Source organism: Streptomyces sp. NPDC079167, assembly GCF_040686735.1.
In the GTDB taxonomy this organism is placed as follows: Bacteria; Actinomycetota; Actinomycetes; order Streptomycetales; family Streptomycetaceae; genus Streptomyces.
This window is the reverse complement of record NZ_JBFBLO010000025.1, coordinates 1-22,982: the sequence shown is the minus strand read 5'-3', so window position 1 is coordinate 22,982 and position 22,982 is coordinate 1. Positions and strand designations below refer to the sequence as shown.

23 protein-coding genes are annotated in these 22,982 nt (G+C 69.9%); 17 read left to right on the top strand and 6 right to left on the bottom strand.

All coding sequences use genetic code 11. The features are described from left to right. Positions 1–15 precede the first annotated feature (15 nt). Positions 16–660 carry a macro domain-containing protein gene (locus AB0P41_RS33550; RefSeq protein WP_356712858.1) on the bottom strand — a complete coding sequence of 215 codons (645 nt, stop codon included), beginning with the start codon at positions 658–660 and terminating at the stop codon, positions 16–18. 257 nt (positions 661–917) lie between these two features. On the opposite strand from AB0P41_RS33550, the gene AB0P41_RS33545 reads away from it, so the two are divergent. The 14 genes from AB0P41_RS33545 (at position 918) to AB0P41_RS33480 (ending at position 15,848) form a co-directional block, all read left to right on the top strand. Next, positions 918–2,534 carry an ADP-ribosyltransferase domain-containing protein gene (locus tag AB0P41_RS33545; RefSeq protein ID WP_365935902.1) on the top strand — a complete coding sequence of 539 codons (1,617 nt, stop codon included), beginning with the start codon at positions 918–920 and terminating at the stop codon, positions 2,532–2,534. Between the two features lie 109 nt (positions 2,535–2,643). Next, positions 2,644–3,831, top strand: coding sequence for a hypothetical protein (locus AB0P41_RS33540; RefSeq protein WP_365935900.1), 1,188 nt, complete (start codon positions 2,644–2,646; stop codon positions 3,829–3,831). A gap of 582 nt (positions 3,832–4,413) precedes the next feature. Continuing rightward, complete coding sequence (locus tag AB0P41_RS33535) at positions 4,414–5,382, top strand: MarR family transcriptional regulator (RefSeq protein WP_365935899.1); 969 nt, start codon at positions 4,414–4,416, stop codon at positions 5,380–5,382. Between the two features lie 79 nt (positions 5,383–5,461). Next, positions 5,462–5,683, top strand: a complete 222-nt coding sequence (locus AB0P41_RS33530) for a hypothetical protein (protein ID WP_365935897.1) — start codon at positions 5,462–5,464, stop codon at positions 5,681–5,683. A gap of 76 nt (positions 5,684–5,759) precedes the next feature. Beyond that, a complete protein-coding gene (locus tag AB0P41_RS33525) occupies positions 5,760–6,086 on the top strand; it encodes a type II toxin-antitoxin system VapC family toxin (protein WP_365935896.1) in 327 nt (108 codons plus the stop codon). Positions 6,087–6,246: 160 nt separating this feature from the next. After that, positions 6,247–7,461 (top strand): amidohydrolase, encoded by a 1,215-nt coding sequence (locus AB0P41_RS33520; protein ID WP_356712865.1) that lies wholly within the window; start codon positions 6,247–6,249, stop codon positions 7,459–7,461. A 207-nt stretch (positions 7,462–7,668) separates the two neighbouring features. After that, positions 7,669–8,709 (top strand): BMP family ABC transporter substrate-binding protein, encoded by a 1,041-nt coding sequence (locus tag AB0P41_RS33515; RefSeq protein ID WP_356712867.1) that lies wholly within the window; start codon positions 7,669–7,671, stop codon positions 8,707–8,709. A 255-nt stretch (positions 8,710–8,964) separates the two neighbouring features. Next, entirely contained in the window at positions 8,965–10,581 is a 1,617-nt protein-coding gene (locus AB0P41_RS33510) for an ABC transporter ATP-binding protein (protein ID WP_365935971.1), read from the top strand. Continuing rightward, positions 10,578–11,693 carry an ABC transporter permease gene (locus AB0P41_RS33505; RefSeq protein ID WP_356712869.1) on the top strand — a complete coding sequence of 372 codons (1,116 nt, stop codon included), beginning with the start codon at positions 10,578–10,580 and terminating at the stop codon, positions 11,691–11,693. The genes AB0P41_RS33510 and AB0P41_RS33505 overlap by 4 nt, the downstream gene beginning before the upstream one ends. Next, on the top strand, positions 11,690–12,979 hold the full coding sequence (locus AB0P41_RS33500) for an ABC transporter permease (RefSeq protein ID WP_365935893.1): 1,290 nt from the start codon (positions 11,690–11,692) through the stop codon (positions 12,977–12,979). The genes AB0P41_RS33505 and AB0P41_RS33500 overlap by 4 nt, the downstream gene beginning before the upstream one ends. Next, positions 12,976–13,377, top strand: a complete 402-nt coding sequence (locus tag AB0P41_RS33495; protein WP_365935891.1) for a cytidine deaminase — start codon at positions 12,976–12,978, stop codon at positions 13,375–13,377. Before AB0P41_RS33500 ends, AB0P41_RS33495 begins: the two co-directional genes overlap by 4 nt. Positions 13,378–13,515: 138 nt before the next feature. Beyond that, on the top strand, positions 13,516–14,793 hold the full coding sequence (locus tag AB0P41_RS33490; protein ID WP_365935889.1) for a thymidine phosphorylase: 1,278 nt from the start codon (positions 13,516–13,518) through the stop codon (positions 14,791–14,793). Between the two features lie 98 nt (positions 14,794–14,891). After that, complete coding sequence (locus AB0P41_RS33485) at positions 14,892–15,482, top strand: Uma2 family endonuclease (protein WP_365935887.1); 591 nt, start codon at positions 14,892–14,894, stop codon at positions 15,480–15,482. 21 nt (positions 15,483–15,503) lie between these two features. Beyond that, positions 15,504–15,848, top strand: a complete 345-nt coding sequence (locus AB0P41_RS33480) for an STAS domain-containing protein (RefSeq protein WP_356712879.1) — start codon at positions 15,504–15,506, stop codon at positions 15,846–15,848. A 7-nt stretch (positions 15,849–15,855) separates the two neighbouring features. Here AB0P41_RS33480 and AB0P41_RS33475 read toward each other — a convergent pair whose 3' ends face one another. The 4 genes from AB0P41_RS33475 to AB0P41_RS33460 all read right to left on the bottom strand — a co-directional run bounded on the left by AB0P41_RS33475 (position 15,856) and on the right by AB0P41_RS33460 (position 19,369). After that, positions 15,856–16,176 (bottom strand): hypothetical protein, encoded by a 321-nt coding sequence (locus AB0P41_RS33475; RefSeq protein WP_365935884.1) that lies wholly within the window; start codon positions 16,174–16,176, stop codon positions 15,856–15,858. Then, complete coding sequence (locus AB0P41_RS33470) at positions 16,173–17,159, bottom strand: sigma-70 family RNA polymerase sigma factor (protein WP_356712883.1); 987 nt, start codon at positions 17,157–17,159, stop codon at positions 16,173–16,175. Before AB0P41_RS33470 ends, AB0P41_RS33475 begins: the two co-directional genes overlap by 4 nt. A gap of 96 nt (positions 17,160–17,255) precedes the next feature. After that, positions 17,256–17,972: a L,D-transpeptidase gene (locus AB0P41_RS33465; RefSeq protein WP_365935883.1), complete on the bottom strand. Its 717-nt coding sequence runs from the start codon at positions 17,970–17,972 to the stop codon at positions 17,256–17,258. Positions 17,973–18,061: 89 nt separating this feature from the next. Continuing rightward, positions 18,062–19,369, bottom strand: a complete 1,308-nt coding sequence (locus AB0P41_RS33460; protein WP_365935882.1) for an MFS transporter — start codon at positions 19,367–19,369, stop codon at positions 18,062–18,064. Positions 19,370–19,431: 62 nt separating this feature from the next. Here AB0P41_RS33460 and AB0P41_RS33455 point away from each other — a divergent pair, with 62 nt between their 5' ends. Further along, the gene (locus tag AB0P41_RS33455) at positions 19,432–20,385 is read left to right on the top strand and encodes a LysR family transcriptional regulator (RefSeq protein WP_356712889.1); all 954 of its coding nucleotides are present in this window, start codon (positions 19,432–19,434) and stop codon (positions 20,383–20,385) included. 16 nt (positions 20,386–20,401) lie between these two features. Here the strand turns inward: AB0P41_RS33455 and AB0P41_RS33450 are convergent, their stop codons facing one another. After that, positions 20,402–21,160, bottom strand: a complete 759-nt coding sequence (locus tag AB0P41_RS33450) for an alpha/beta hydrolase (RefSeq protein WP_356712891.1) — start codon at positions 21,158–21,160, stop codon at positions 20,402–20,404. Between the two features lie 103 nt (positions 21,161–21,263). Between AB0P41_RS33450 and AB0P41_RS33445 the strand changes: the two genes are divergently transcribed. Beyond that, entirely contained in the window at positions 21,264–22,418 is a 1,155-nt protein-coding gene (locus tag AB0P41_RS33445; protein ID WP_356712893.1) for an adenosine deaminase, read from the top strand. 134 nt (positions 22,419–22,552) lie between these two features. Further along, positions 22,553–22,849 carry a hypothetical protein gene (locus tag AB0P41_RS33440; RefSeq protein WP_356712895.1) on the top strand — a complete coding sequence of 99 codons (297 nt, stop codon included), beginning with the start codon at positions 22,553–22,555 and terminating at the stop codon, positions 22,847–22,849. Positions 22,850–22,982: the final 133 nt, after the last annotated feature.

Genomic DNA, 22,982 nt, shown 5'->3' with positions numbered 1-22,982 from the left:
CGACAGTGTCTCCCGTCAGCGGCGCGCCGCGCCGCGCCTGGTGGGGTCGATGCGGACACGCTCCGTGACGGGCGCGGCCTCGATGTCGTCGAGCTGCGCGACGATCGTGCTGCGCAGCTCGTCGTAGTCCGCGAAGCGGTGGTCGTTGAACAAGGTGTAGCCCGACCACATCAGGTTGGCGCACACCCGCGCAGGCACCCGGCCCGTACGGGCGCCCATGCCGACCAGCGCCACCGAGCCGATGCTGCCCGGCGCCTCCTGGTTCTGCCGGTGGATCGCCTGGAAGGCGGCGGCGCAGGCCAGGGCCACGTTCAGGGTCTCGCTGACGTTCTGCGAGGAGCCCTCCATCGTCGGCGTCGGTATGAGGAACTTCGGGTTGACCGCTCCGGACGGCACGCACACCGCGCTCCCCACGGGGAGGTTTCCGCCGAACCCGTCACGGATCGCCCGCTGCACGCGCAACTGGATGCCGGCGCCCAGGTGCCGCTTGACGGCGGCGTCGGTGCCACCGTCCATACGGCCCCGGGAGTTGGTGGGGTTGACCCAGGCGTCGACCCGCTGGTCGAGGATCGATCCCTTGCGGATCTCGATCTCAGGGGTGTCGGCGAAGGCGGCCTGCCACGCCTCGACGACATCGGCGCTGAGGTCGGTCAGAACCACGCGGACAGGGGGCGACTGCAAGCGGCCGGCGGTCATCATTCGCTCCGATCGAGAGGTGGTTTCTCAGTTTCTCCACTGATCAGGACGCTACCGGGCCCCACTGACAACGCGTCCCCGAGCGCAAGTCGGGCGCAGTCCCGCTGTCAGTGGCGACGGATATAACTCGTCACATGTGGGGCACGGTGCGGACGGCGCCGGGCCCGCCGACGACTCTCCCCCGCCCTCAGCACGGACCTACACCGCGGAGCGCCTTGACCATGAGCGATGCCAACACCCCGGCCCAGCCCGACCCGAGCGACCCGCTGGCTCTCGCCGATCTGTTCAAGGGCGGCGGCGAACCATGGCTTCCGCTGCTGAAGCCGGTCATCGAGTCCCGCCCGGACGCCGCGGATTTCATCGGACCTGCCCGCGGGCCCGGGGTCGTACCGGTGCGCGAACTGACCTTCCAGGCGCTCAAGCCGAATCCGCCGCACAAGTGGAAGGTCGTCGTCTTCGGTCAGAACCCTTACCCCAGGCCGGAGAGCGCCACCGGTATCGCCATGTTCGACAACACCTTCCACGACTGGAAGGACAGCCAGTTCGGCCGGGTCGTCAGCATCCGCTGCATCATCAAGGCAGCGGCGATGTGGAAGTACGGCATACCGAAGAAGACCCCGATCGCCGACGTGCGCGCGCTGCTGAAGAAGCAGGACACCGTCCAGCCGCCCGAGTGGTTCCAGGCGATGCTCACGCAGGGCGTGCTGCTGCTCAACGCGGCTCTCACCGCCAGCAGCGACGGCGCGATGGCCACCGATCAGCACACCAGGTTCTGGCGGCCGGCGGTCGAGCGGATCGTCGAGGAGATCCTCACGGCCAAGCAGAACGCCGAGGAGGAGGACCGCTACGTCGTCTTCGCCTGGTGGGGCGCTCACGCCCGCAGTCTGAAGAACGTCGTCCTCCGGCTGCAGAAGAAGTATCCCGGCGTCGAGGTCCGGCACATCGACCACCCCAACCCCGCCGCGCAGGGCGACATCTTCTGCGAAGGCGAGCACTTCGGGACGGTCAACGCCGCACTCACCTCGCTCGGCGCCGACGAGATCGACTGGCTGCCAAGCAAGGGATGGAACACGTCGGCGGAGGGGCCCGGTGGAGACGGCGACGGGGTCGCGGACCGGATGGGTGCGTTCATCGCGTCCACCATGGAGCTGCACCAGCTCTATCTGGACCGGCTCGCAAGCGTCAAGGACGAGGGGCTCGTCCTGCCGGCGATCACCGGCGTCTTCGACACCCCGCTCCTGGACTTCCAGGAGGCCGTCAGCCCGGTCGCGTCCTTGCTCGCCGGCATCGGCCGGCACGTCGAGCAGTCGCACGAATTCGGCAAGCGGCGCGCGGACGAGGCGGCCGGTGAGCTGACCGCCGACGCGATCGCCGCCCTCTACCTCTACACCTGCGAGTCCGCCTTCTACCGGGAGATCAACGCGGTCCTGCGCTCCCCGGACCGGGCGAAGGTCGTTCCGTATCTCCCCTATCTCCGGCTGCTGTTCTCGGCGGTCTCCCGACTCCCGGCCCACACCCGGCCGTTGTGGCGTGGAGTCGCGCTGGACCTCCGTGCGCAGTACCCGCTCGGCCGGACGGTGACCTGGTGGGGTGTGTCCTCGTGCACGTCCGAGGTCGGAGTCGCGCGGTCGTTCCTCGGCAGCCGTGGCAAGCGGACGCTCTTCGAAGTCACCCCGGTCAAGGCCGTGGGCATCCGCCGCTTCTCGGCCTTCACGGGCGAGGAGGAGTTCATCCTGTCGCCCGGCACCCAGCTGAAGGTGACGGACGTGAAGGCCGAGCGCGGCGGCCTGTGCACCGTGAAGCTGACGGAGCTGGAGGAACAGAGCCTCGTGTCCTGAACGGGGCGGGTGCTCCCTTCGCCCGGACGATTCACGAGCCACGCACCTGCGTGGCGTGCACCGCTCAGGGCCCCTCCTCCCGGGACACTGCCCGTGGTCGTCGCCGAGCTTGCGTGGCGAGATCCGCGTGGTCGGTCGGCACAGGCCGCGCCCGGCAGAAGGACAGGACATGGTCACACGCAGGGGATTCATCGACGGACTGTCGGCCGCTGGTGCCGCAACGCTCTTCAATATCGCCCCGTCGGTCGCCACTTCGGCTGACGGCGCGAAGAAGGCGGACGCCCGACTGAAGGCGCGCGACGCGATGCGCGCCACCAACGTCGGTATGCGGTCGAGCTATGCCGCACTCAAATCCGCACTGATCAGCCGCTTGAGTCCCGTGATCGTCGTCCAGAACGATGCCACGGGCGGCAGGTTCACGCTGATCCACCAGGGCAGCGAACGGGAATCCGTGAGCCCCGTGCCCGAGCTGTTCGAGCTGGCGAAGTCGATCAGCCATGTACCTCAGGGGATCTTCTCGATCATCGCCGCCTACTTGAGCGACGAGGTGCCCAACGTTCCCAACGCCGAACGCATCGACCCCCACGACCTGGACATGGTCGCGTCGGAGGGACCCCGGTCGGACGGCTGGACCGGCCCACTCCAGGGCTACGCCGCCACACTCAGGACCGCACGCCGACAGCTCGGGAACGCTCATCTGCCCCAGGAGCTGGAAGCTTCCTGCGGGAAGATCCTCGACGAAGCACTCGCGTTCATCGGTGATTCCGTGAAGGACGGAACGTTCGACATGGCGTCGTTCGAGGAGTTCTCGGGCAGGACGTACCCCAGTATCCGCACGAACATGAAGTTCGCGGCCGAAGCGCAGATCTCCGGTGTGGAAGGTCTCATGCGCAAGTGGCGGGGCGAGATCGGCGAGCAGGCATGGAAGGACCTGTACACGGTCGTGCTCTCGATCTGGACGACGTCCGAACTCAATCAGGCTTCGATCATCATCAGACGATGCATGAATCCGGCGAAGGTCGCCACTCACCTGATCGACCTGCCGACCGTCGAAGTCCCCCGGGACCCGGTCTTTGTCGCTCTGGACAACCTCGCCCGGATCGTCCAGGACAACGTCTCGGCAGAGCTGGTCTTCCCCACTGATCCGGTGGTCGCGGACGCTTTCAAGGGCAAGGAGGACTTGCTCTCCGTCGAGATCCTGCATCAGACCGGGGCGACGGCGGGAGCATCAACCACTGCCTTTCGGGCGACGGGCAGGTCCGGTTGTCCGGTTCGGGAGGGGAAGGCCCGAAGCTGATTCTCCGGGGCTGTCGCCCGGCATACGCGTACAACTCGGCGACAGCGGCGTGCTGGCGATGTGCTGCGAAGCGGTCCACCGTGGCGTCGGCCAGTTCGACGCAGCGCGACGCCTGGGTGAAGGGGGCGAGCCGCAGCGCCTCGCGTGCCTGGGCGGCGGCGGCCGGCAGGTCGTGGCGGTGAGAGTCGCGGCCAGTCGTGGGGGACGGATGCGCGAAGCCGAATGAACGGGCCCCGCCCGAAGCTCGAACCCCGAGTTTCGATCGCCGAGCGTCGGGTCCGGACGGTTCACTCGTTCGGGGGTACGGGGAGGGGCGCGGGCCCGACGCTTGAGCTTCGGGATCCGAGGGTCGGGGTTCGAGGGCCGGGATCCGAGACGTGTAGTCAACCGGTAGGAAAAGAAGGGTAGGGAAAAACCTCCCCACCCTCCCGAACCCGTAACGGCCAGCAAGTATGACTAATCGTGACCGGCTTGCGGCGCAACGTCACGAGTGCTTACGGTGCCCACAACTGATCGACCCCGACCTGGTGTTGGTAGCACCGCGCCGGGGTCTCACCCCAAGATCGACAAGGACCCGATCTCGTGGCTACGCAGCACATTAACTCCGCCCTCCGCGCCCCCGCACCCCCCTCCCGCCCGTACGCGAAGGCCAATCCAGGCTTCGGCAAGCGCTCCACGCCGGACCAACGCCCGCCCCGGCCCGACGATTTCGCGCTGCTGCCGGAGCGTGAGCGGTACGTCGCCGGATACGTCGACCACCTGCCCGACGGTGCGGCCATGGACATCAAGTCCCTGGCCAAGTCGCTCCCGCTGTACGGGCAGATGGCCGTCGGCAGCGCGCTCCGGGCCCTGGGGGTGGCCGGACACCTGCGCCACGTGCGGTGCCCCGCAGACGCCGGGGGCGGTCAGATCCGCTGGATCACCCGCACCTACTGGTCCCGTACCGCCCGCGACAACAAATGGTGGGCCACGTTCCTCGGCGGCGGTGCCCCGGCCACCCCCGCGGGACCGCAGCACCCGCCTGCGCCCGCCGTACCGCAGCAGCGGACGCCGGTTCGCACCACGGAGGAGACCCCGCAGGAGACCCCGGCCGACGCCCCCTCGCCCGCCTACCTCGCTCTCGCCCAGCTCGGCCGTGCCGACGCCCGTCTCGCCCTCTCCGCGGCCGACTGCGCCGCGCTGGAGGAGGCTGCCGCCGCCTGGCTCGCGCGGGGCGTGGATGCCGAGTACCTGGTCCGGACGCTCACGGCAGGGCTTCCGGCAGCCGTCGAATCGCCGGTGGGGCTCGTCAGGCGACGGCTCCGCGACAAGCTCCCGCCGCTGCCTCCCACCGTCGCCCAGGCCCCCGCGACGGGCGTCCTCGGACACCGCCCGATGGTCGAATGCACGGAGTGCGGCGCACCGGGCCGCCCCGAGGCGCTCCCGGACGGCCTTTGCCGCGCCTGCCGTACCCCGGTCCCGACAGACGCAACGACCACCCCGGAGCCGCCCGCCGAACGCGATGTCGCGGCGTATGTGGACACCCTCCGTGACCTGCTCAAGCTGCCATGACGGGAGAGGCGGCGACGTCGGGCCGAGCCCGCCCCGGCAGAGGACGTAGCCCGTATCGTGAGGCATGCAGGCGGTGACCATGTCGGCAACGGAGGTTCACATCATGGGCGCGGTAGAGAAGCAGCATCCTGTTCAGCCTCCACCCAGGCCGAGACTGACGGTCGAGGAACTTCTGGCTGCGAAAGGTACCCAGCCGATCAGATCCCTTAAGGACCTGAGGGCGGACACCTTCGAGTCCGACGAGGAGCTGGAGGACTTTCTCGCCTTCACCCACGCCGAGCGTCAACGCGACGTAGCTTGAGCCGCCGCCATGCAGCCGGTCATTCTCGATACAGACGTAGCCTCCCTTACGAACAAGGGCCGCCTTGTCGGCCCGGTTGATCGGCCGCAAGCCGCTGATCACCTTTGTCACCTTCGGCGAACTGACCCAGTGGACCGAAATTCGTGACTGGGGCAACCTTCGTCGCCAGGCACTCGCCGACTGGCTCTCAGGCATTCCCGTCCTGCCCGGTGATGACGCTGTTGCCGCGACCTGGGAGAGACTGTCCGCCGCTGGGCGGAAGGCAGGCAGGCCGCAGCCGGTCAACGATATGTGGATCGCGGCGTGCTGCCTTACCCATGACCTGCCGCTGGCGACCTTGAATCTCAAGGACTACGCGTACTTCAGAGACGTGCACGGCCTGCGCGTTCTGGCTGAGGAATAAGGCCGGCCAGGTATGGATCGCGCCGGCCGGGGAGAACGGCGCAGCTTACCCATCGAGCTCCCTCGCCACACGCCACAACGCCGCTTTTTGTTCCCCTGAGCGGCTGAACTTTTGTCGATCAGTGGGCAGTTGTGGGTACCAGGGGCCTACCCTTGACTGGGTGAACCAGTTGAAGTCCCGTGCGCCCCACGCCGAGGCCGTCCTGCCCGGCGCCCTGCCCGACGACCTGCGTGCCGAGCTCATCGCCTTCCGCCGTGATCTGCACATGCACCCGGAGCTCGGGAACCAGGAGTTCCGTACGACCGCGGCCATCAAGGCGAGGCTGGAGAAGGCCGGCCTGGAGCCGCAGGTGCTGCCCGGTGGCACGGGGCTCGTCTGTGACGTGGGGGAGTGGGACGGTGTGACCCCGATGCTGGCGCTCCGGGGCGACATCGACGCGCTGCCGATCCCGGACACCAAGGCGGGGGTCTCCTACCGGTCAACCGTGCCCGACCGTGCGCACGCCTGCGGGCACGACGTCCACACGAGCTGCGTCCTGGGCGCGGGACTCGTCCTGAGCGACCTGGACCGCCAGGGGCTGCTGCCCCGACCGGTCCGGCTGCTGTTCCAGCCCGCCGAGGAGGTGCTGCCCGGCGGCGCTGCCGACGCGGTGGCGGCCGGGGTACTGGAAGGCGTGGGGCGGATCATCGGGGTGCACTGCGACCCCAAGGTGGACGTGGGCAGGATCGGGCTCCGGATCGGGCCGATCACCTCCGCCTGCGACCGCGTGGAGATCTCCCTCGACGGACCCGGCGGACACACCGCCCGGCCGCACCTCACCACCGACCTGGTCACCGCCGCGGCCCGGGTGGCCACCGATGTCCCCGCGCTGCTCGCCCGGCGCGTCGACGCGCGCGCCGGACTCGCGGTCACCTGGGGCCGGCTGCAGACCGGCCACGCCCCCAACGTCATCCCACAGCACGCCGAGCTGTCCGGGACGGTCCGCTGCCTCGACCTGGCGAGCTGGCGCCAGGCCCCCGACCTGGTGCACGCGGCGATCGACGAGGTGGCCGGAATGTACCGGGCCAAGACGGTGATCGACTACGTCCGAGGTGTGCCGCCCGTGGTGAACGAGGCGGAGACGATCGGCCTGCTCGACGCAGCGATGACCATCCGCCGCGGATCGTATGCGATCGAGGACACCGAGCAGAGCCTGGGCGGCGAGGACTTCTCCTGGTACCTGGAGAAGATCCCCGGCGCCATGGCGAGGCTCGGCGTCCGCACTCCGGGCGACACCCGGGGCCTGGACCTGCACCGCGGCAACTTCGACGTGGACGAGGAGGCCATCACGGTCGGCGTGGAACTCTTCACCGCCGCCGCACTGCTGGACGCCTGACCCGAGGTCCGGCTGAGATGCGGCGGTTCGTCGGTCAGCCGCGCGTCACCTTCGGGCAACCGCTCGTAACCGGACATGACACCTCCTGTTCGCGACGATCCGATAACGGCTTCCGTAGGGGTCCTTATCTGACATCTACGCGCGTTACGATCGCCGCGAAACCAGCGCCGGAAGAGGCGCTTCGGTCAGGTTTGAAGGAGCCTTCCCTTGCGCCGCGTATCCAAGATCGCTGCTGCGTGTACCGTCTCCGCGGCTCTCGCCTTCACTGCTACCGCCTGTGGTGAATCGTCCACCGAGAGCACCGGTTCCGACAAGGACCAGATGAAGATCGGCATGGCCTACGACGTCGGCGGCCGTGGCGACAACTCGTTCAACGATTCCGCCGCCCGCGGACTGGACAAGGCCAAGGCCGAGTTCGACGCCGAGACCAAGGAGCTCACCGCCAAGAGCGGCGAGACCCCGGCCGACCGCGAGCAGCGCCTCGCCTCGCTCGCCGAGGGTGGCTACAACCCGGTGATCGGCGTCGGATTCGCCTACCAGGCCGCGCTCGAGAAGGTGGCCAAGGCGCACCCCGACACCACCTTCGGTCTGATCGACTCGGTGTCCGACGCCAAGAACGTGTCGTCCATCGTCTTCACCGAGGAGCAGGGCTCCTACCTCGCCGGTGTCGCGGCGGCGCTGAAGTCCAAGGACGGCCAGGTCGGTTTCATCGGTGGCGTCGACCTTCCCCTGATCAAGAAGTTCGCGGCCGGCTTCCAGCAGGGCGTCATGGAGACGAACCCGAAGGCCAAGGTCCAGATCCAGTACCTGTCCACCGGTTCGGACCTGTCCGGCTTCGGCAGCCCGGACAAGGGTGAGGCCGCTGCCAAGGGCATGCTGGACAAGGGTGCCGACGTGATCTTCGCCGCCGCCGGCGGTTCCGGTGCCGGTGCCATCGAGGCCGTGGCCGGCAAGAAGGGCGCCTGGTCCATCGGCGTCGACTCCGACCAGGCCAAGGACCCGGCCCTGTCGAAGTACGCCGACACGATCATGACGTCGGTCGTCAAGAACGTCGACAGCGGTGTCTACGACCTGGTCAAGTCCGTCAAGGACGGCAAGCCCCTCACGGGTACGCAGACCTACTCGCTGGCTGAGGACGGCGTCAGCCTGACCACCACGGGTGACCACCTCAAGGACGTCCAGGCCAAGCTCGACGAGGCGAAGAAGAAGATCGTCGACGGCTCGATCAAGGTCAAGACCACGACCTGATCCGTTCGCTGAACCCGGGGTCCGCGGGCGCGGTTTCCACCGTGCCCGCGGACCCCGGTTCACGTATACCTCCGGGCCGGAACCCCCTCGGCACCTGTCGGTATCGTGCCCCTGGTCCGCCACCTGTTGCCGGGTGGCCAACGATTCGGTGGCGCTACGCGCGTAGTGCCCGCCGAGCGCGGTATTTTTCGCCACCGGTCCCCGCGCTGTGTCCGTACATCGCCCGCCCTCCGCTCCTGCCAAGGAGAGTGCGCCATCAAAGCGTCCAGCAGTCCTCATGCCGTAGAGCTCCGCGGCATCACGAAACGATTCCCCGGCGTCGTGGCCAACCACGACATCGACATCACGGTCAGCCGTGGCACCGTCCATGCCCTCGTCGGCGAGAACGGCGCCGGCAAGTCCACCCTGATGAAGATCCTCTACGGGATGCAGAAGCCGGACGAGGGCACCATCTCCGTGGATGGTGAACAGGTGTCGTTCAGCAGCCCGGGCGACGCCATCGAACGCGGTATCGGCATGGTGCACCAGCACTTCATGCTCGCCGACTACCTCACGGTCCTGGAGAACGTAGTTCTCGGATCCGAGAAGCTGCACGGCATCGGGGACAAGGCACGGGCGAAGATCAGGGAGATCTCCGACGCCTACGGCCTCGGTATCCGCCCCGATGCCGTCGTCGAGGACCTCGGAGTCGCCGACCGCCAACGGGTGGAGATCCTCAAGGTCCTCTACCGCGGCGCCCGCACCCTGATCCTCGACGAACCGACAGCGGTCCTCGTGCCGCAGGAGGTCGACGCGCTCTTCGACAACCTTCGCGAGCTGAAGGCGGAGGGCCTCACCGTCATCTTCATCTCCCACAAGCTTGGCGAGGTGCTGTCGGTCGCGGACGAGATCACCGTGATCCGGCGCGGTACGACGGTGGGCACCGCCGACCCCGCGCACACCACCAGCAAGCAGCTCGCCGAGCTCATGGTGGGCAGTGAACTCCCCTCGCCCGAGACCCGGGAGTCGACCGTCACCGACGTGCCGATGCTGGCCGTGGAAGACCTGCGGCTGACGGCGACCGATCCCGACGGTGTGGTGCGCGCCGTGCTCGACGGCATCACGTTCACCATCCACAAGGGCGAAGTCCTCGGCATCGCGGGCGTCGAGGGCAACGGCCAGTCCGAACTCGTCGACGCCATCATGGGCATGCGCACCCTCGACAAGGGGACGCTCACGCTCGACGGCGCGGACATCTCCCGCACCGCGACGCGCAAGCGACGCGAGGACGGCATGGCCGTCATCCCCGAGGACCGGCACCGCCACGGCCTTCTCCTGGACGCGCCGCTCTGGGAGAACCGCATGCTGGGTCACGTCACCGAGAGGCCCAACAGCAAGGGCGCCTTCCTCGACCTCAAGGCCGCGCGCGCCGACACCGAGCGCATCGTGCGCGAGTACGACGTCCGCACCCCGGGCATCGAGGTCACCGCCGCCTCGCTCTCCGGCGGCAACCAGCAGAAGCTGATCGTCGGCCGCGAGATGAGCCACAACCCGAAGCTCCTGATCGCCGCCCACCCTACCCGCGGGGTGGACGTCGGTGCGCAGGCGCAGATCTGGGACCAGATCCGCGAGGCACGGCACGAGGGCCTCGCCGTGCTGCTGATCTCCGCCGACCTCGACGAGCTCATCGGCCTCTCCGACACGCTGCGCGTCATGTACCGCGGCAAGCTCGTGGCCGACGCCGACCCGGCGACCGTCACCCCGGAGGAGCTCGGCTCGGCGATGACCGGCGCTGCCGCCGGCCATCTGGAAGCGCCTGGCACCACGGGCAGCGACAACTCCGGGGCCGACGGATCCGAAACCGACCCCCGGGACGGGGGAGAGGACCGATGAAGAAGTTCGACAAGGAGCGGTTGCTCCTGGGGATCGCCGCCCCGCTGCTCGCCATCGTGGTCGCGTTCCTGGTGACCGCCCTGGTGCTCGCCGCCACCGGCAAGGAACCGTTCAGCGCCTTCGGCATCATGTTCGACTACGGACTGAAGTCGGACAGCCAGGTCTACATCCTCAACAAGGGGACGACCTACTACCTCGCGGGTCTCGCGGTCGCCGTCGGCTTCCGCATGAACCTCTTCAACATCGGTGTCGACGGCCAGTACCGCCTCGCCGCGTTCTTCGCCGCCGCCCTCGGCGGCGCGCTGACGCTGCCCGGCGTCCTCCAGATCCCGCTGATCATCCTCACCGCGATGATCGTCGGGGCGATGTGGGCAGGCATCGCCGGTGTCCTCAAGGTCACCCGCGGAGTCAGCGAGGTCGTCTCGACGATCATGCTGAACTCGATCGCGACGGCCATCATCGGCTACCTCCTCCAGCAGGGCCGGCTGGGCCACCTCGACGAGGCGGGCACCAAGGTGTCCACCACCCCGATCCCGGAGTCCTCGCACTTCTTCGAGTTCCCGACCACGCCGACGCCCGTCTGGGGCTTCATCGTGATCGCGGCAGTCGCCGGTGTCGCCTACTGGTTCACGCTCACCCGCACCCGCTTCGGGTTCGATCTCCGTACGGTCGGACAGTCCGGTTCGGCCGCCGAGGCCAGCGGTGTCGACGTCAAGAAGATGGTCGTCACGTCCATGCTGATCTCCGGCGGCATGGCCGGCCTGATCGGCATGCCGACGCTGCTCAACGACAGTTACGAGTACAGCGGCGACTTCCCGATCGGCATCGGCTTCACCGGGATCGCCATCGCGCTCCTCGGCCGTAACCACCCCATCGGCATCGCGCTCGGCGCGCTGCTCTGGGGCTTCCTCGAACGCGGCACGGGCAAGCTCGAATTCGAGGGCTACGACAAGGAGATCGTCGGCGTCATCCAGGGCGTCATCGTCCTCTGCGTCGTCATCGCCTACGAAGTCGTCCGCCGATACGGCCTCAAGCGCCAGCAGAGCAAGGTCGGCGCGGAACTCGCCGCCAAGGCCGCACGTAACTCCGACCAGCAGGAGGTGTCGGCGTGAGCGCCACGGCGACTTCCACCCCGCCGCCCGCGGCCCCCAAGGCCTCCGGCGGCAAGGGCGGCCGCACCCGCTTCAGCTTCCCCGTCGTACTGCTGATCATCGCGGGCGCCCTGCTCGCGCTGTCCGCCGTACGGGCCATCACCGGGGCCCAGGACGTCACTTCGGCCGGGCAGATCAGCGCGGCCCTCGCGATGGCCGTGCCGATCGGGCTCGCCGGTCTCGGCGGCCTGTGGTCCGAGCGGGCCGGCGTGGTCAACATCGGCCTCGAAGGCATGATGATCCTCGGCACCTTCTTCGGTGCCTGGGCCGGCTGGCAGACCGACCCCTGGATCGGTGTCCTGGCCGGAGCCGTGGGCGGCATGCTCGGTGGGCTGCTGCACGCCTTCGCGACCGTCACCTTCGGCGTCGACCACATCATCTCCGGTATCGCCATCAACATCCTGGCCCTCGGCTTCACGACGTATCTGGCCAAGCTCTGGTTCAACACCGGCGACGCGGCCGAGAAGGGCGGCAGCCCCAAGCAGTCGCCGCCGGCCGACAGCATCACGCAGGTCACGGTGCCCGGCCTCTCGGACTGGCTGCATTCGCTGGAGAAGCACCACTGGTTCTTCGTCTCCGACCTCGCGGGCATCCTCGGCGGTCTCGTCACCAACCTCTCGCTGCTCACCCTGGTCGCCGTGGTGCTGTTCGCGGGCACGTTCTTCGTCCTGTGGAAGACCTCGTTCGGCCTGCGGCTGCGCTCCTGCGGTGAGAACCCCGTCGCCGCCGAGTCCCTGGGCGTGAACGTCTACCGCTACAAGTACATCGCCGTGATCGTCTCCGGAGGCCTGGCCGGTCTCGGCGGCGCCTTCCTCTCCCTGGTCACCTCGCACATCTACAACGAGGGCCAGACCGGTGGCCGCGGATACATCGGCCTCGCCGCGATGATTTTCGGCAACTGGCGGCCCGGCGGACTCGCCATGGGCGCCGGACTGTTCGGCTTCGCCGACGCGCTCCAGCTGCGCAACGGCGGCGAATCGGTCCACGCACTGCTCCTGCTGCTCGTGGTGATGCTCGCGGCCCTCGCCGTCTGGAAGCTCTATCGCAAGAGCTACGTGCCCGGTGTCATCAGTGCGGTCATCGCCGCCGCGGTGCTGGTCTGGTACCTCGCCACCGACACGGTGCCCACCGAGTTCGTCAGCGCCACCCCGTACGTCGTCACCCTGTTGGTGCTCTCGCTCTCCGCGCAGCGCCTGCGGATGCCGAAGGCGGACGGCATGCGCTACCGGAAGGGGCAGGGGAAGTGACGGACGGCGCGGCCCCCGTCGACTGGGGCGCGCTCCGCGAGGCCGCCCGGGACGCGATGTCCCGGGCGTACGCCCCGTATTCGGGCTACCCGGTCGGCGTGGCCGCCCTCGTCGACGACGGCCGCATGATCACCGGGTGCAACGTCGAGAACGCCTCGTACGGCATCGGCCTGTGCGCCGAGTGCGGGCTGGTCTCGCAGCTGGCCGCCACGGGCGGTGGCCGGCTGACCCACTTCACCTGCGTGGACGGCGCGGGCGCGGTGCTCGTGCCGTGCGGGCGGTGCCGGCAGCTGCTGTACGAGTTCGGGGGGCCCGGCCTCGTCCTGGAGACACCGGACGGCCTCCGTACGCTCGACGAGATGCTGCCGCAGGCCTTCGGTCCGCAGCACCTGGGGTAGTGCCCCGCCGCCGCCGCGTTCCTCCCCGGCGGGCCAGACGGCCCGCCGGGGGAACGCGGCGGCGGAACGTTCCCTCTCTATGCGCGTAGAGTCAGCAGGACTCTCGCCCACCCCTCCGGCCGGAAGGACTCCCCTCCCATGGACGCCATCTCCGTCATCCGCACCAAGCGGGACCGAGGCGAGCTCAGCCCCGAGCAGATCGACTGGGTCATCGACGCGTACACCCGCGGCGAGGTCGCCGACGAGCAGATGTCCGCACTGGCCATGGCGATCCTGCTCAACGGCATGAACCGCACCGAGATCGCCCGTTGGACCGCCGCGATGATCGCCTCCGGCGAGCGCATGGACTTCGGCGCGCTCTCCCGTCCCACCACGGACAAGCACTCCACCGGCGGCGTCGGCGACAAGATCACCCTGCCGCTCGCCCCGCTGGTCGCCGCCTGCGGCGCCGCCGTGCCGCAGCTCAGCGGCCGGGGCCTCGGCCACACCGGCGGCACCCTCGACAAGCTGGAGTCCGTCCCCGGCTGGCGCGCGCACCTCTCCAACGCCGAGATGCTGGACGTCCTGGACACCACCGGCGCCGTGATCTGCGCGGCCGGTGACGGGCTCGCCCCCGCCGACAAGAAGCTGTACGCGCTGCGCGACGTCACCGGCACCGTCGAGGCGATCCCGCTGATCGCCAGCTCGATCATGTCCAAGAAGATCGCCGAGGGCACCGGCGCGCTCGTCCTGGACGTCAAGGTCGGCTCCGGCGCCTTCATGAAGACCATCGAGGACGCCCGCGAACTGGCCTCCACCATGGTCGCGCTGGGCACCGACAGCGGCGTACGCACCGTGGCGCTGCTCACCGACATGTCGACCCCGCTCGGCCTCACCGCGGGCAACGCCCTGGAGGTCCGCGAGTCCGTCGAGGTCCTCGCCGGGGGCGGCCCGAAGGACGTCATCGACCTGACCCTCGCGCTCGCCCGCGAGATGCTCGACGCCGCCGGACTCAAGGACGCCGACCCGGAGAAGGCCCTGGCCGACGGCTCCGCCATGGACGTCTGGCGCCGCATGATCTCCGCCCAGGGCGGCGACCCGGACGCCGCACTCCCCGTCGCCCGCGAGCAGCACGTGATCAGCGCCCCGTCCTCGGGCGTGCTGACCCGTCTCGACGCGTACGACGTCGGCGTCGCCGCCTGGCGCCTCGGCGCGGGCCGCGCACGCAAGGAGGACCCGGTGCAGGCCGGCGCGGGCGTCGAGCTGCACGCCAAGCCGGGGGACACGGTGACCGAGGGCCAGCCGCTGCTGACCCTGCACACGGACACCCCCGAGAAGTTCGAGTACGCGCTGAAGGCCCTGCCCGGCTCGTACGACATCGCACCGGCCGGCACGCCCTTCACCGCCACGCCGGTGGTGCGGGAACGTATCGCCTGACCTGCGGCTTTCCCTTTCGGCCGAATGGGACCGGTGGACCTGCACCGGTCCCATTCGGCATGCTGGACTCGGTGACGCACCGATAAGAGGAGACCGCCATGAGCGCACTCACTGTCGGTCCCGGGCCGGGCCACGGTCAGGACTGGGACGACCTCGTCCGGATCTGGGAGGAGACGGACGCACCCGAGGGCTGCAAGGTGGAGATCATCGAGGGGATCGTCACCGTGTCGCCACCGCCGTCCAAGGACCACAACACCACCGCAGCTCTGCTTCAGCGCAGGCTCTACACCGTCATCCCGGAGGACTGGGAGATCTACCAGACGCTCGGCGTCTCCGTACCCGGACGGGCAGGGCTGTACATCCCCGATCTCGTCGTGCTGCCGCGCGCGATCGCGTCCGGGCCGGGCAATCGCGTGTCGGCGGAAGACGTCCGGCTCGTCGTCGAGATCACCTCACCGGCCAATGCCAACCACGACCGCATCGGGAAGGCGCACGGGTATGCGAAGGCCGGCGTCGAGCTGTTCCTGCTGCTCGACCCGTGGCACACCGGCCGCCCGACCGCGACCCTGTACGGGGAGCCGAGCGACGGGACGTACCGGCTCCTGGAAGCGGTCGAGTACGGGGAGACGCTGACGCTGCCGAAGCCGTTCGGGCTGGACCTGGACACCGGGGCATTCCCTGTCAGCTGAGTCACAGGCGCGCGGGCGGCGATGAGTTTCGGGCATCCCGCCGGTCTCCCTGGTGTGGATGCCATGACACCGAACGCCCTCGTCCTCACCGGTCGCGTCACCCGCACCGATGTGCCGGGCCTCTGCGCCCGCCTGGAGGCGCTGCTCAGCGGCGCCCCCGAGACCGCCGTGGTGGACTGCGACGTCGGCGGTGTCGTGCACCCGGACCTGGCCCTGGTCGAGGCGGTCGCCCGGCTCGGGCTCGTCGCACGCCGGGCCGGAGGCGTCGAGCTGCGGCTGCGCAACGTCCCGGCCGAACTCGGGGCGCTGCTCGACCTGGTGGGGCTCGGCGACGTGGTGGGCAACGTGCGGACGGTCCCGGAGTGACCGGCGCTCAGCGGGCCACAACGGTGTCGCGGGCCTCGGAGTAGGAACAGTCGACCAGCGTCCCTTGTATCTCGCTGGAGTACGCCTCCTCCTTCGGCCACGACGTGGCGCTCGCCGCCGGTGTCCCCTCCGCCCTCGGCGTCTCGCACCCGCCGCTCTCCGGCTGCGGTCCCGGTTCGGGGTTGCCGGCGGAGACGCCGGACGACGCGGGGGCCGGGCCCGGCCCCGGCCCCGCCGTGGCGGACGGCTCGCCCAGCCACAGCGTCGCCGCCCAGCCACCCGCCACCAGCAGGGCCCAGCCGATCACCACAGGACGTCCCACACTCACGCCGCGTCGTCCAGGTGGTCCGGCAGCCCGAACAGCGGGAACCAGCGCGGGGTGTCCAGGAAGCAGTGCATCCCGGTGATCGCACCGTCCGAGATGTCGATGACCTGCACCGCCCAGGGGACGAACCCCGGCCCGTCCGGATTCGGCTTGTAGTGTGCGAAGGCCGGGGACCCGTTGGCCTCGGTCGCCACCAGCCGGGAACCCGCGCAGCTCGCGCCGATGCTGAGCATGAAGCCGGTGATGTCGTCGTGCCCCTGGAGCCAGAGGTCGAACGGCGGCATGGTCATCACGGCGTCCTCATGGAGCAGCGCCGTCAGCGCCGCCATGTCGTACCCCTCGAACGCCGCCACATAGCGGTCCAGCAGCTTGCGCTGCTCGTCGTCCAGCGGGTTCGCGGTGTCCGGTGCCGTGGTCTCGGTGTCGGACAGCGTCGCCCGGGCGCGCTGCAGGGCGCTGTTGACCGAGGCGACGGACGTGTCGAGCAGCTCGGCGACCTCGCTCGCCTTCCACGCCAGGACCTCGCGCAGGATCAGCACCGCACGCTGCTTGGGCGGCAGGTGCTGGAGCGCGGCGACGAACGCGAGGCGCACCGACTCGCGGGCCACGGCCGCCTCCGCCGGGTCGGCCACCGAGGGCAGGATGCGCCCGTCCGGCATCGGCTCCAGCCAGGTGTTCTCCGGGAGAGGGTTCAGCGCGGCCTGGGCCAGCGGTGTCGGGCCGGTCAGGTCCACCGGCCTGGCCCGCTTGTTGCCCGCGTTCAGCATGTCGAGGCAGACGTTCGTCGCGATGCGGTACAGCCAGGAGCGAAGGGAGGAACGGCCCTCGAACTTGTCGAAGTTGCGCCAGGCGCGCACCAGCGTGTCCTGGACCGCGTCCTCCGCCTCGAAGGCCGAGCCGAGCATCCGGTAGCAGTAACCCGTCAGCTCGACCCGGTGTCCCTCCAGGCGGCTGTCGACGTCCGCTGTCGCTGTCTGTTCACTCATCGCTCACCCCTGTTGCGCTGTGACACCGCTCACTCAGCACTGTGGAAGCTACCGCAGGGCACTGACAACCGGGGCGGGAAGCGTGGAAACCGCTGCTCAGGTGCCGGGCTTGCGTCCGTAGACGAAGACGTCGTCGCCGTTCCTCAACAGGTTCCAGTATGACTTCGCGTCCGCGGGGCGCATGTTGACGCAGCCCGCCGACCCCGGGTTGTTGTACATGGACTTGGTGACCGAGTGGAACGCCTGCCCGCCGTCGAAGAACTGGGCGTACGGCATGCGGACGTCGTAGAGCGTCGACCAGTGGTCGATGTTGCGCCAGTAGATCTTCTTGGCGCCGGTCCGCGTCTCGTCGCCGTTACGGCCCGTGCGCACCGGCACGGGGCCGAACTTCAGCTTGGACCCGTCCTGGATCCAGCTCAGCTGCCTGGTCAGGTCCACGCACGCGATGCGCCCCTTGTTCGTGGGGCACTTCTTCGCCTTGTTCGGGGTCTTGCCCGCGGCCTTCTGGGCGGTGATCGTCTTCATCGTGCGCCAGGTGACCGGCCCCGCGTACCCGATGTCCGGGGTGATGCCCCTGGCGGTCTGGAACGAGCGGATCGCCTTGCAGTCGGCCGTCGACTGCCGGCCGTCGGCCGTCCGCCCCAGCCACTTCTCGACCTGCTTCTGGTACGGCCCGGCGGAGGTCGTGCAGGACGCCGCCTGGGCGGCCGTGCCCGTGCCCAGGACCAGGGCCGGTGCGGCCACCAGCCCGGCGACGGACAGGACGGCCCCGCGCCGCACCCGTACGCCGCGTGTGTTCCCCGTGATCGTCATGTACGCCTGCTCCCCTTCGCGTTCGCCCGCGGTGTGTGACTCCGCTTGTTGGACGTGCGTCGGGGAGCTGCGGTTGTGCCGGGAAGGTCTCAGTTGTGCACCGGTGCCGGGACCGCGGCGCGGAGCCGTTCGGTCCGGGCCGCGCGGCTCCCGAAGAGGGTGATCGACAGGACGCCGAGGACCGCCAGGACGCCCAGCACGACCGTGCCGGCCCAGCCTCCGGCGTGGAACGCGACGGCACCGAGCGTGCCGCCCGCGCTGGATCCCAGGTAGTACGCGGACTGGTAGAGCGCCGAAGCCTGGGCGCGGCCCGTCGTCGCCGTACGGCTCACCGAGGACGAGGCGACCGCGTGCCCGGCGAAGAAGCCCGCCGTGATCAGGACGAGGCCGGCCAGGACGGCGGCCAGCTGGTCCGCCAGGGAGACGAGCAGACCCGCGGCCGTCGTGGAGACGGCGAGGTAGAGCGCCCCCCGGCGGCCCAGCCGGGCGACCAGCCGGCCCGCGGCGGCGGAGGAGACCGTACCGACGAGGTAGACGAGGAAGACCGAGCCGACGATGCCCTGCGGAAGGCTGAAGGGTTCCTCGACGAGCCGGTAGCCGATCACGGTGTAGACCGCGCCGAACACCGTCATGAACAGGGCGCCGATCGCGTACAGCCTGCGCAGCAGCGGGTCGGAGAGGTGGCCGGTGACGGTCTTGCCCAGCGCCCTCGGGTTGAGCGAGGCGGGGCTGAAGTGCCGAGCCCTGGGGATCAGGAAGTGGAAGACCGCCGCGCAGGCCACGGCGAGCAGCCCGATCGCGCCGAGCGCCATCCGCCAGCCCCACAGCTGGGCGACCCAGCCGGCGAGGATGCGGCCGCTCATGCCGCCGATGCTGTTGCCCGCCACGAACAGTCCGATCGCGGCCACCAGCGCCTTGGGCCGCACCTCCTCGGCCAGATACGCCATCGCGGAGGCGGGCAGCCCCGCCAGGGCCGCGCCCTGGATCGCGCGCAGCGCGATCAGCCAGCCGAGCGACGGGGCGAAGGGCACGAGCAGCCCGATCACCACGGCGACCGACAGGGAGGCCGTCATCATCTGGCGCCGCCCGAAGCGCTCGGAGAGTGCGCTCAGCGGCAGCACGCAGAGGGCCAGCGCACCCGTCGCCGCGGAGACCGTCCAGCTCGCCTGGCCGGCCGTCGCGCCGAAGGACGCGGAGACGGCGGGCAGCAGGGCCTGGGTGGAGTAGAGGAGGGCGAAGGTCGCGATCCCCGCCGCGAAGAGCGCGAAGCTCATCCGGCGGTAGCCGGGGCCGCCGGGCGCGAGGCGGTCCGGGACGGTCGGGGAGACGGCGGCGGTGGATGACGGAACGGCGGCGCCCAGCACGGTGGTGGACGCCCCGGTACTGGCAGGAGGCATGCGTCGAACGTAGACCGCACGGTTTCATGCGTCCAATGCATGAAACCCTCATAATCGTTCCCATGGCGCATCAATACAGCTCACAGCCTCGGCTGTCACCGAGCAGTTACGAAGAAGACATCCGGGCCGTGCTCGCGCCTCGCCTCGCGTACTTCGAGGCGGTGGCCCGCCACGAACACGTCACGCGTGCCGCGCACGAGCTCGGTGTCCCGCAGTCGACGCTGTCGCGGGCCATGGTGAGGCTGGAACAGGACCTGGGTGTCGCCCTGTTCGCCCGCAGGGGCCGCACCGTCTCGCTCACCCCCGCGGGCCGCACCTTCCTCGGCTCCGCCGAACGCGCGCTGGCCGAGGTGGAGAAGGCCGCCGACTCGGTACGCGCCGACGCCGACCCCACGGCCGGCAAGGTCGCCTTCGGCTTCCTCCACACCATGGGCTCCGAGACGGTGCCGGCCCTGATCCGCGCCTTCCGCGCCGACCACCCCCGGGTCCGCTTCCAGCTCGTCCAGAACTACGGCGAGGCGATGATCGAACGCCTGCGGGCGGGCGGCCTCGACCTCTGCCTCACCTCGCCCGTCCCCGACGCCCCGGACCTCGTGGCCATGCGCCTGGACGAACAGCGCCTCCGCCTGGTCGTCCCCGACGACCACCGGCTGGCGGGACGCCGGCGCATCCGCCTCGCCGAGGCCGCCGACGAAACGTTCGTCACCCTCGAACCCGGCTACGGACTGCGGCGGATCACGGACGACCTCTGTGCCGAGGCGGGCTTCACCCCGCGCGTCGCGTTCGAGGGCGAGGAGGCGGAGACCCTGCGCGGGCTGGTCGCGGCCGGGCTCGGGGTGGCGCTGCTGCCGCCGCCCGCGGTCGCCCGGCCCGGCGTGGTCGAGCTGACGGTGACCGCGCCGCGCGCGGCCCGCGAGATCGGCGTCGCGTGGCTGGACGGCCACCCCGACACGCCGCCGGTGGCGGCCTTCAAGCGGTTCCTGCTCTCGCGCCGGGGCAGCCTGCTGCCGGACTGAGCCGCAGGCTGCCCCCTCAGTGCCGCAGCGACCGCCCGAACCCCGCCGCGAGCGGCATCCGCAGCCCCAGCGGCGGGGGTGCGGCGAAGGCGTCGGCGACCGGGCGCGCGTACGACCGGGCGAACAGCGACCCCCGTACGAAGTCCGAGGCCAGCGCCATCACTTCGGACCGGTGCTGGCGCAGGGCGTGCCCGTCCGAGTGGACCTCGAAGCGGCAGGTGTCCCGGTTGGCCTTCTTGGCCCGCTCGGCCAGCCGGTAGGAGAGCTCCGGATTCGTCCGCGCGTCGTTCGTGCCGTGGACGATCAGCACCCGGCGCCCCGCCAGATGTTTCACCGGTTCGGGTTCGGGCTCCGTGTCCTGCGGAAGCCAGGGTGCCATCGCCAGCACGGAGTTGACGGCCGTGTGCCCGGCGCCCCGCAGCGCGGCCCGGCCCCCCATGCCGTGCCCCACGAGGCACACGGGGATGTCGCCGTAACGGCGTACGACCTCGTCGGCCGCCCAGCCGGCGTCGGCCGCCGGATCGGCGTCGGCGTTCCACCCCCGGGTGCGGTAGCGCACGACGTGCACCGCGAGCCCGTCGTCCTGCCCGGCGCGGGCCAGAGTCCGGGCGAACGGCAGCTGTGCCGCGTACGAGAAGGTGGAGGGACGGCGCCGTGAATCGGTCTCGCCGTCCGGGAGCAGCAGGACCACGCCGCTGACCTCGGGTGCTGCTCCGGCCGTGAGGACGGCCCGTCCCAGCCTGGCGGCAGGCAGGGGAAGTGCGCGCTGTGCCATGACAGAACAGTGTCAGAAGGGCAGGTGTATTCCACCCGGCTTCGCGGTCACTGTTACGCATCGACGCCCAGCGCTCTACGCGCGTAGGCGCTACAGTGCCCCAATGACGAGCCAGACCCTGAACGTCCCCGGTCCCGACCAGATTCGCCGTGCGCCCAAGGTGCTCCTCCACGACCATCTCGACGGTGGCCTGCGCCCCGGCACCGTCGTCGACCTGGCGTTGGAACAGGGCTACGACGCCCTCCCCGAGACAGAGCCCGACAAGCTCGGCGTCTGGTTCCGCGAGGCCGCCGACTCGGGCTCGCTGGAGCGCTACCTGGAGACGTTCGCCCACACCTGCGCCGTGATGCAGACCCGTGACGCGCTTTTCCGGGTGGCGGCGGAGTGCGCCGAGGACCTGGCCGAGGACGGTGTCGTCTACGCCGAGGTGCGGTACGCGCCCGAGCAGCACCTCACCGCGGGCCTGTCCCTCGAAGAGGTCGTCGAGGCGGTCAACGAGGGTTTCCGCGAGGGTGAGCGCCGGGCCCGTGCCGCCGGCCACCGCATCCGCGTCGGCGCCCTCCTCACCGCCATGCGGCACGCCGCCCGCGCGCTGGAGATCGCCGAACTCGCCAACCGCTACCGCGACCTGGGCGTCGTCGGCTTCGACATCGCGGGCGCCGAGGCGGGCTTCCCGCCCACCCGCCACCTGGACGCCTTCGAGTACCTCAAGCGCGAGAACAACCACTTCACCATCCACGCGGGCGAGGCCTTCGGCCTGCCCTCGATCTGGCAGGCCCTGCAGTGGTGCGGAGCCGACCGGCTCGGCCACGGTGTCCGCATCATCGACGACATCGAGATCGCCGACGACGGCAGCGTGACGCTCGGCCGCCTCGCCTCCTACGTACGCGACAAGCGCATTCCGCTGGAGCTCTGCCCGACCTCCAACCTCCAGACCGGCGCCGCGGCCTCGTACGCCGACCATCCCATCGGGCTGCTGCGGAAGCTTCATTTCCGCGCCACCGTGAACACGGACAACCGGCTGATGAGCGGGACGAGCATGAGCCGGGAATTCGAGCGGCTGACCGAGACCTTCGGATACACGCTCGACGACATGCAGTGGTTCACAGTCAATGCGATGAAATCAGCGTTCATTCCTTTCGATGAACGTCTGGCGATGATCAATGACGTGGTGAAGCCCGGATACGCCGAACTCAAATCCGAGTGGCTCTTCCGTCAGACGGCTGTGACCAGCGCTTCTTCATCCGTCGCCGGCTGAGTAAAGCAGAAACGGAACGGCCGGGAGCGCGATATCCCGGCCGTTTTCCGTGTCCCGGCATGTTTGCGGGACGGGTGGGGAGCTGGCTACGTTGCAGAGCCGCTCACATCCCCTTCCCCAAGGATGAATTTCCCATGAAGCAGTCTGCCGTCAGGACCCTCGGTGTCGCCGCTCTCGGTGCCGCTTTCGCCGCCGCCGGCGCGGGCAGCGCCTCCGCCGTCGCCGTGCCCGTCGACTCCCTGGCCGGCGCCCTGCCCGCCAATGTGGCGCTCGACTCCGTCACCGACGCGCTGCCCGCCGTGCAGAAGGCGGCCGGCGGTCTGCTCGACCAGCAGCAGCGCGGCAGCGGCGACCTGTCGACCCCCGGCAACAACCTGCTCGGCGGACTGCCCGCCGGCGGCCTGACCGGCGCCCTGCCGATCGGCGGCTGATCACCGCACACGCATGTGGGGGGGGGGCCCCCCCCCCCCCGGGCCCCCCCCCCCCCCCCCCACAGAAACCCCGCGGACGCGCCACGATCGCGGGGCACGGCCCCGGGGCGCGGGGCGCTCATGTCGGCGAACC

Excerpts from the sequence above, each read along its gene's own strand:
- AB0P41_RS33445 (WP_356712893.1), top strand. The coding sequence starts at position 21,264 with ATGACGAGCCAGACCCTGAACGTCCCCGGTCCCGACCAGATTCGCCGT.
- AB0P41_RS33490 (WP_365935889.1), top strand. The coding sequence starts at position 13,516 with ATGGACGCCATCTCCGTCATCCGCACCAAGCGGGACCGAGGCGAGCTC.
- AB0P41_RS33440 (WP_356712895.1), top strand. The coding sequence starts at position 22,553 with ATGAAGCAGTCTGCCGTCAGGACCCTCGGTGTCGCCGCTCTCGGTGCC.
- AB0P41_RS33530 (WP_365935897.1), top strand. The coding sequence starts at position 5,462 with ATGTCGGCAACGGAGGTTCACATCATGGGCGCGGTAGAGAAGCAGCAT.
- AB0P41_RS33465 (WP_365935883.1), bottom strand. The coding sequence starts at position 17,972 with ATGACGATCACGGGGAACACACGCGGCGTACGGGTGCGGCGCGGGGCC.
- AB0P41_RS33505 (WP_356712869.1), top strand. The coding sequence starts at position 10,578 with ATGAAGAAGTTCGACAAGGAGCGGTTGCTCCTGGGGATCGCCGCCCCG.
- AB0P41_RS33460 (WP_365935882.1), bottom strand. The coding sequence starts at position 19,369 with ATGCCTCCTGCCAGTACCGGGGCGTCCACCACCGTGCTGGGCGCCGCC.
- AB0P41_RS33470 (WP_356712883.1), bottom strand. The coding sequence starts at position 17,159 with ATGAGTGAACAGACAGCGACAGCGGACGTCGACAGCCGCCTGGAGGGA.
- AB0P41_RS33545 (WP_365935902.1), top strand. The coding sequence starts at position 918 with ATGAGCGATGCCAACACCCCGGCCCAGCCCGACCCGAGCGACCCGCTG.
- AB0P41_RS33455 (WP_356712889.1), top strand. The coding sequence starts at position 19,432 with ATGGCGCATCAATACAGCTCACAGCCTCGGCTGTCACCGAGCAGTTAC.
- AB0P41_RS33480 (WP_356712879.1), top strand. The coding sequence starts at position 15,504 with ATGAGTTTCGGGCATCCCGCCGGTCTCCCTGGTGTGGATGCCATGACA.
- AB0P41_RS33485 (WP_365935887.1), top strand. The coding sequence starts at position 14,892 with ATGAGCGCACTCACTGTCGGTCCCGGGCCGGGCCACGGTCAGGACTGG.
- AB0P41_RS33450 (WP_356712891.1), bottom strand. The coding sequence starts at position 21,160 with ATGGCACAGCGCGCACTTCCCCTGCCTGCCGCCAGGCTGGGACGGGCC.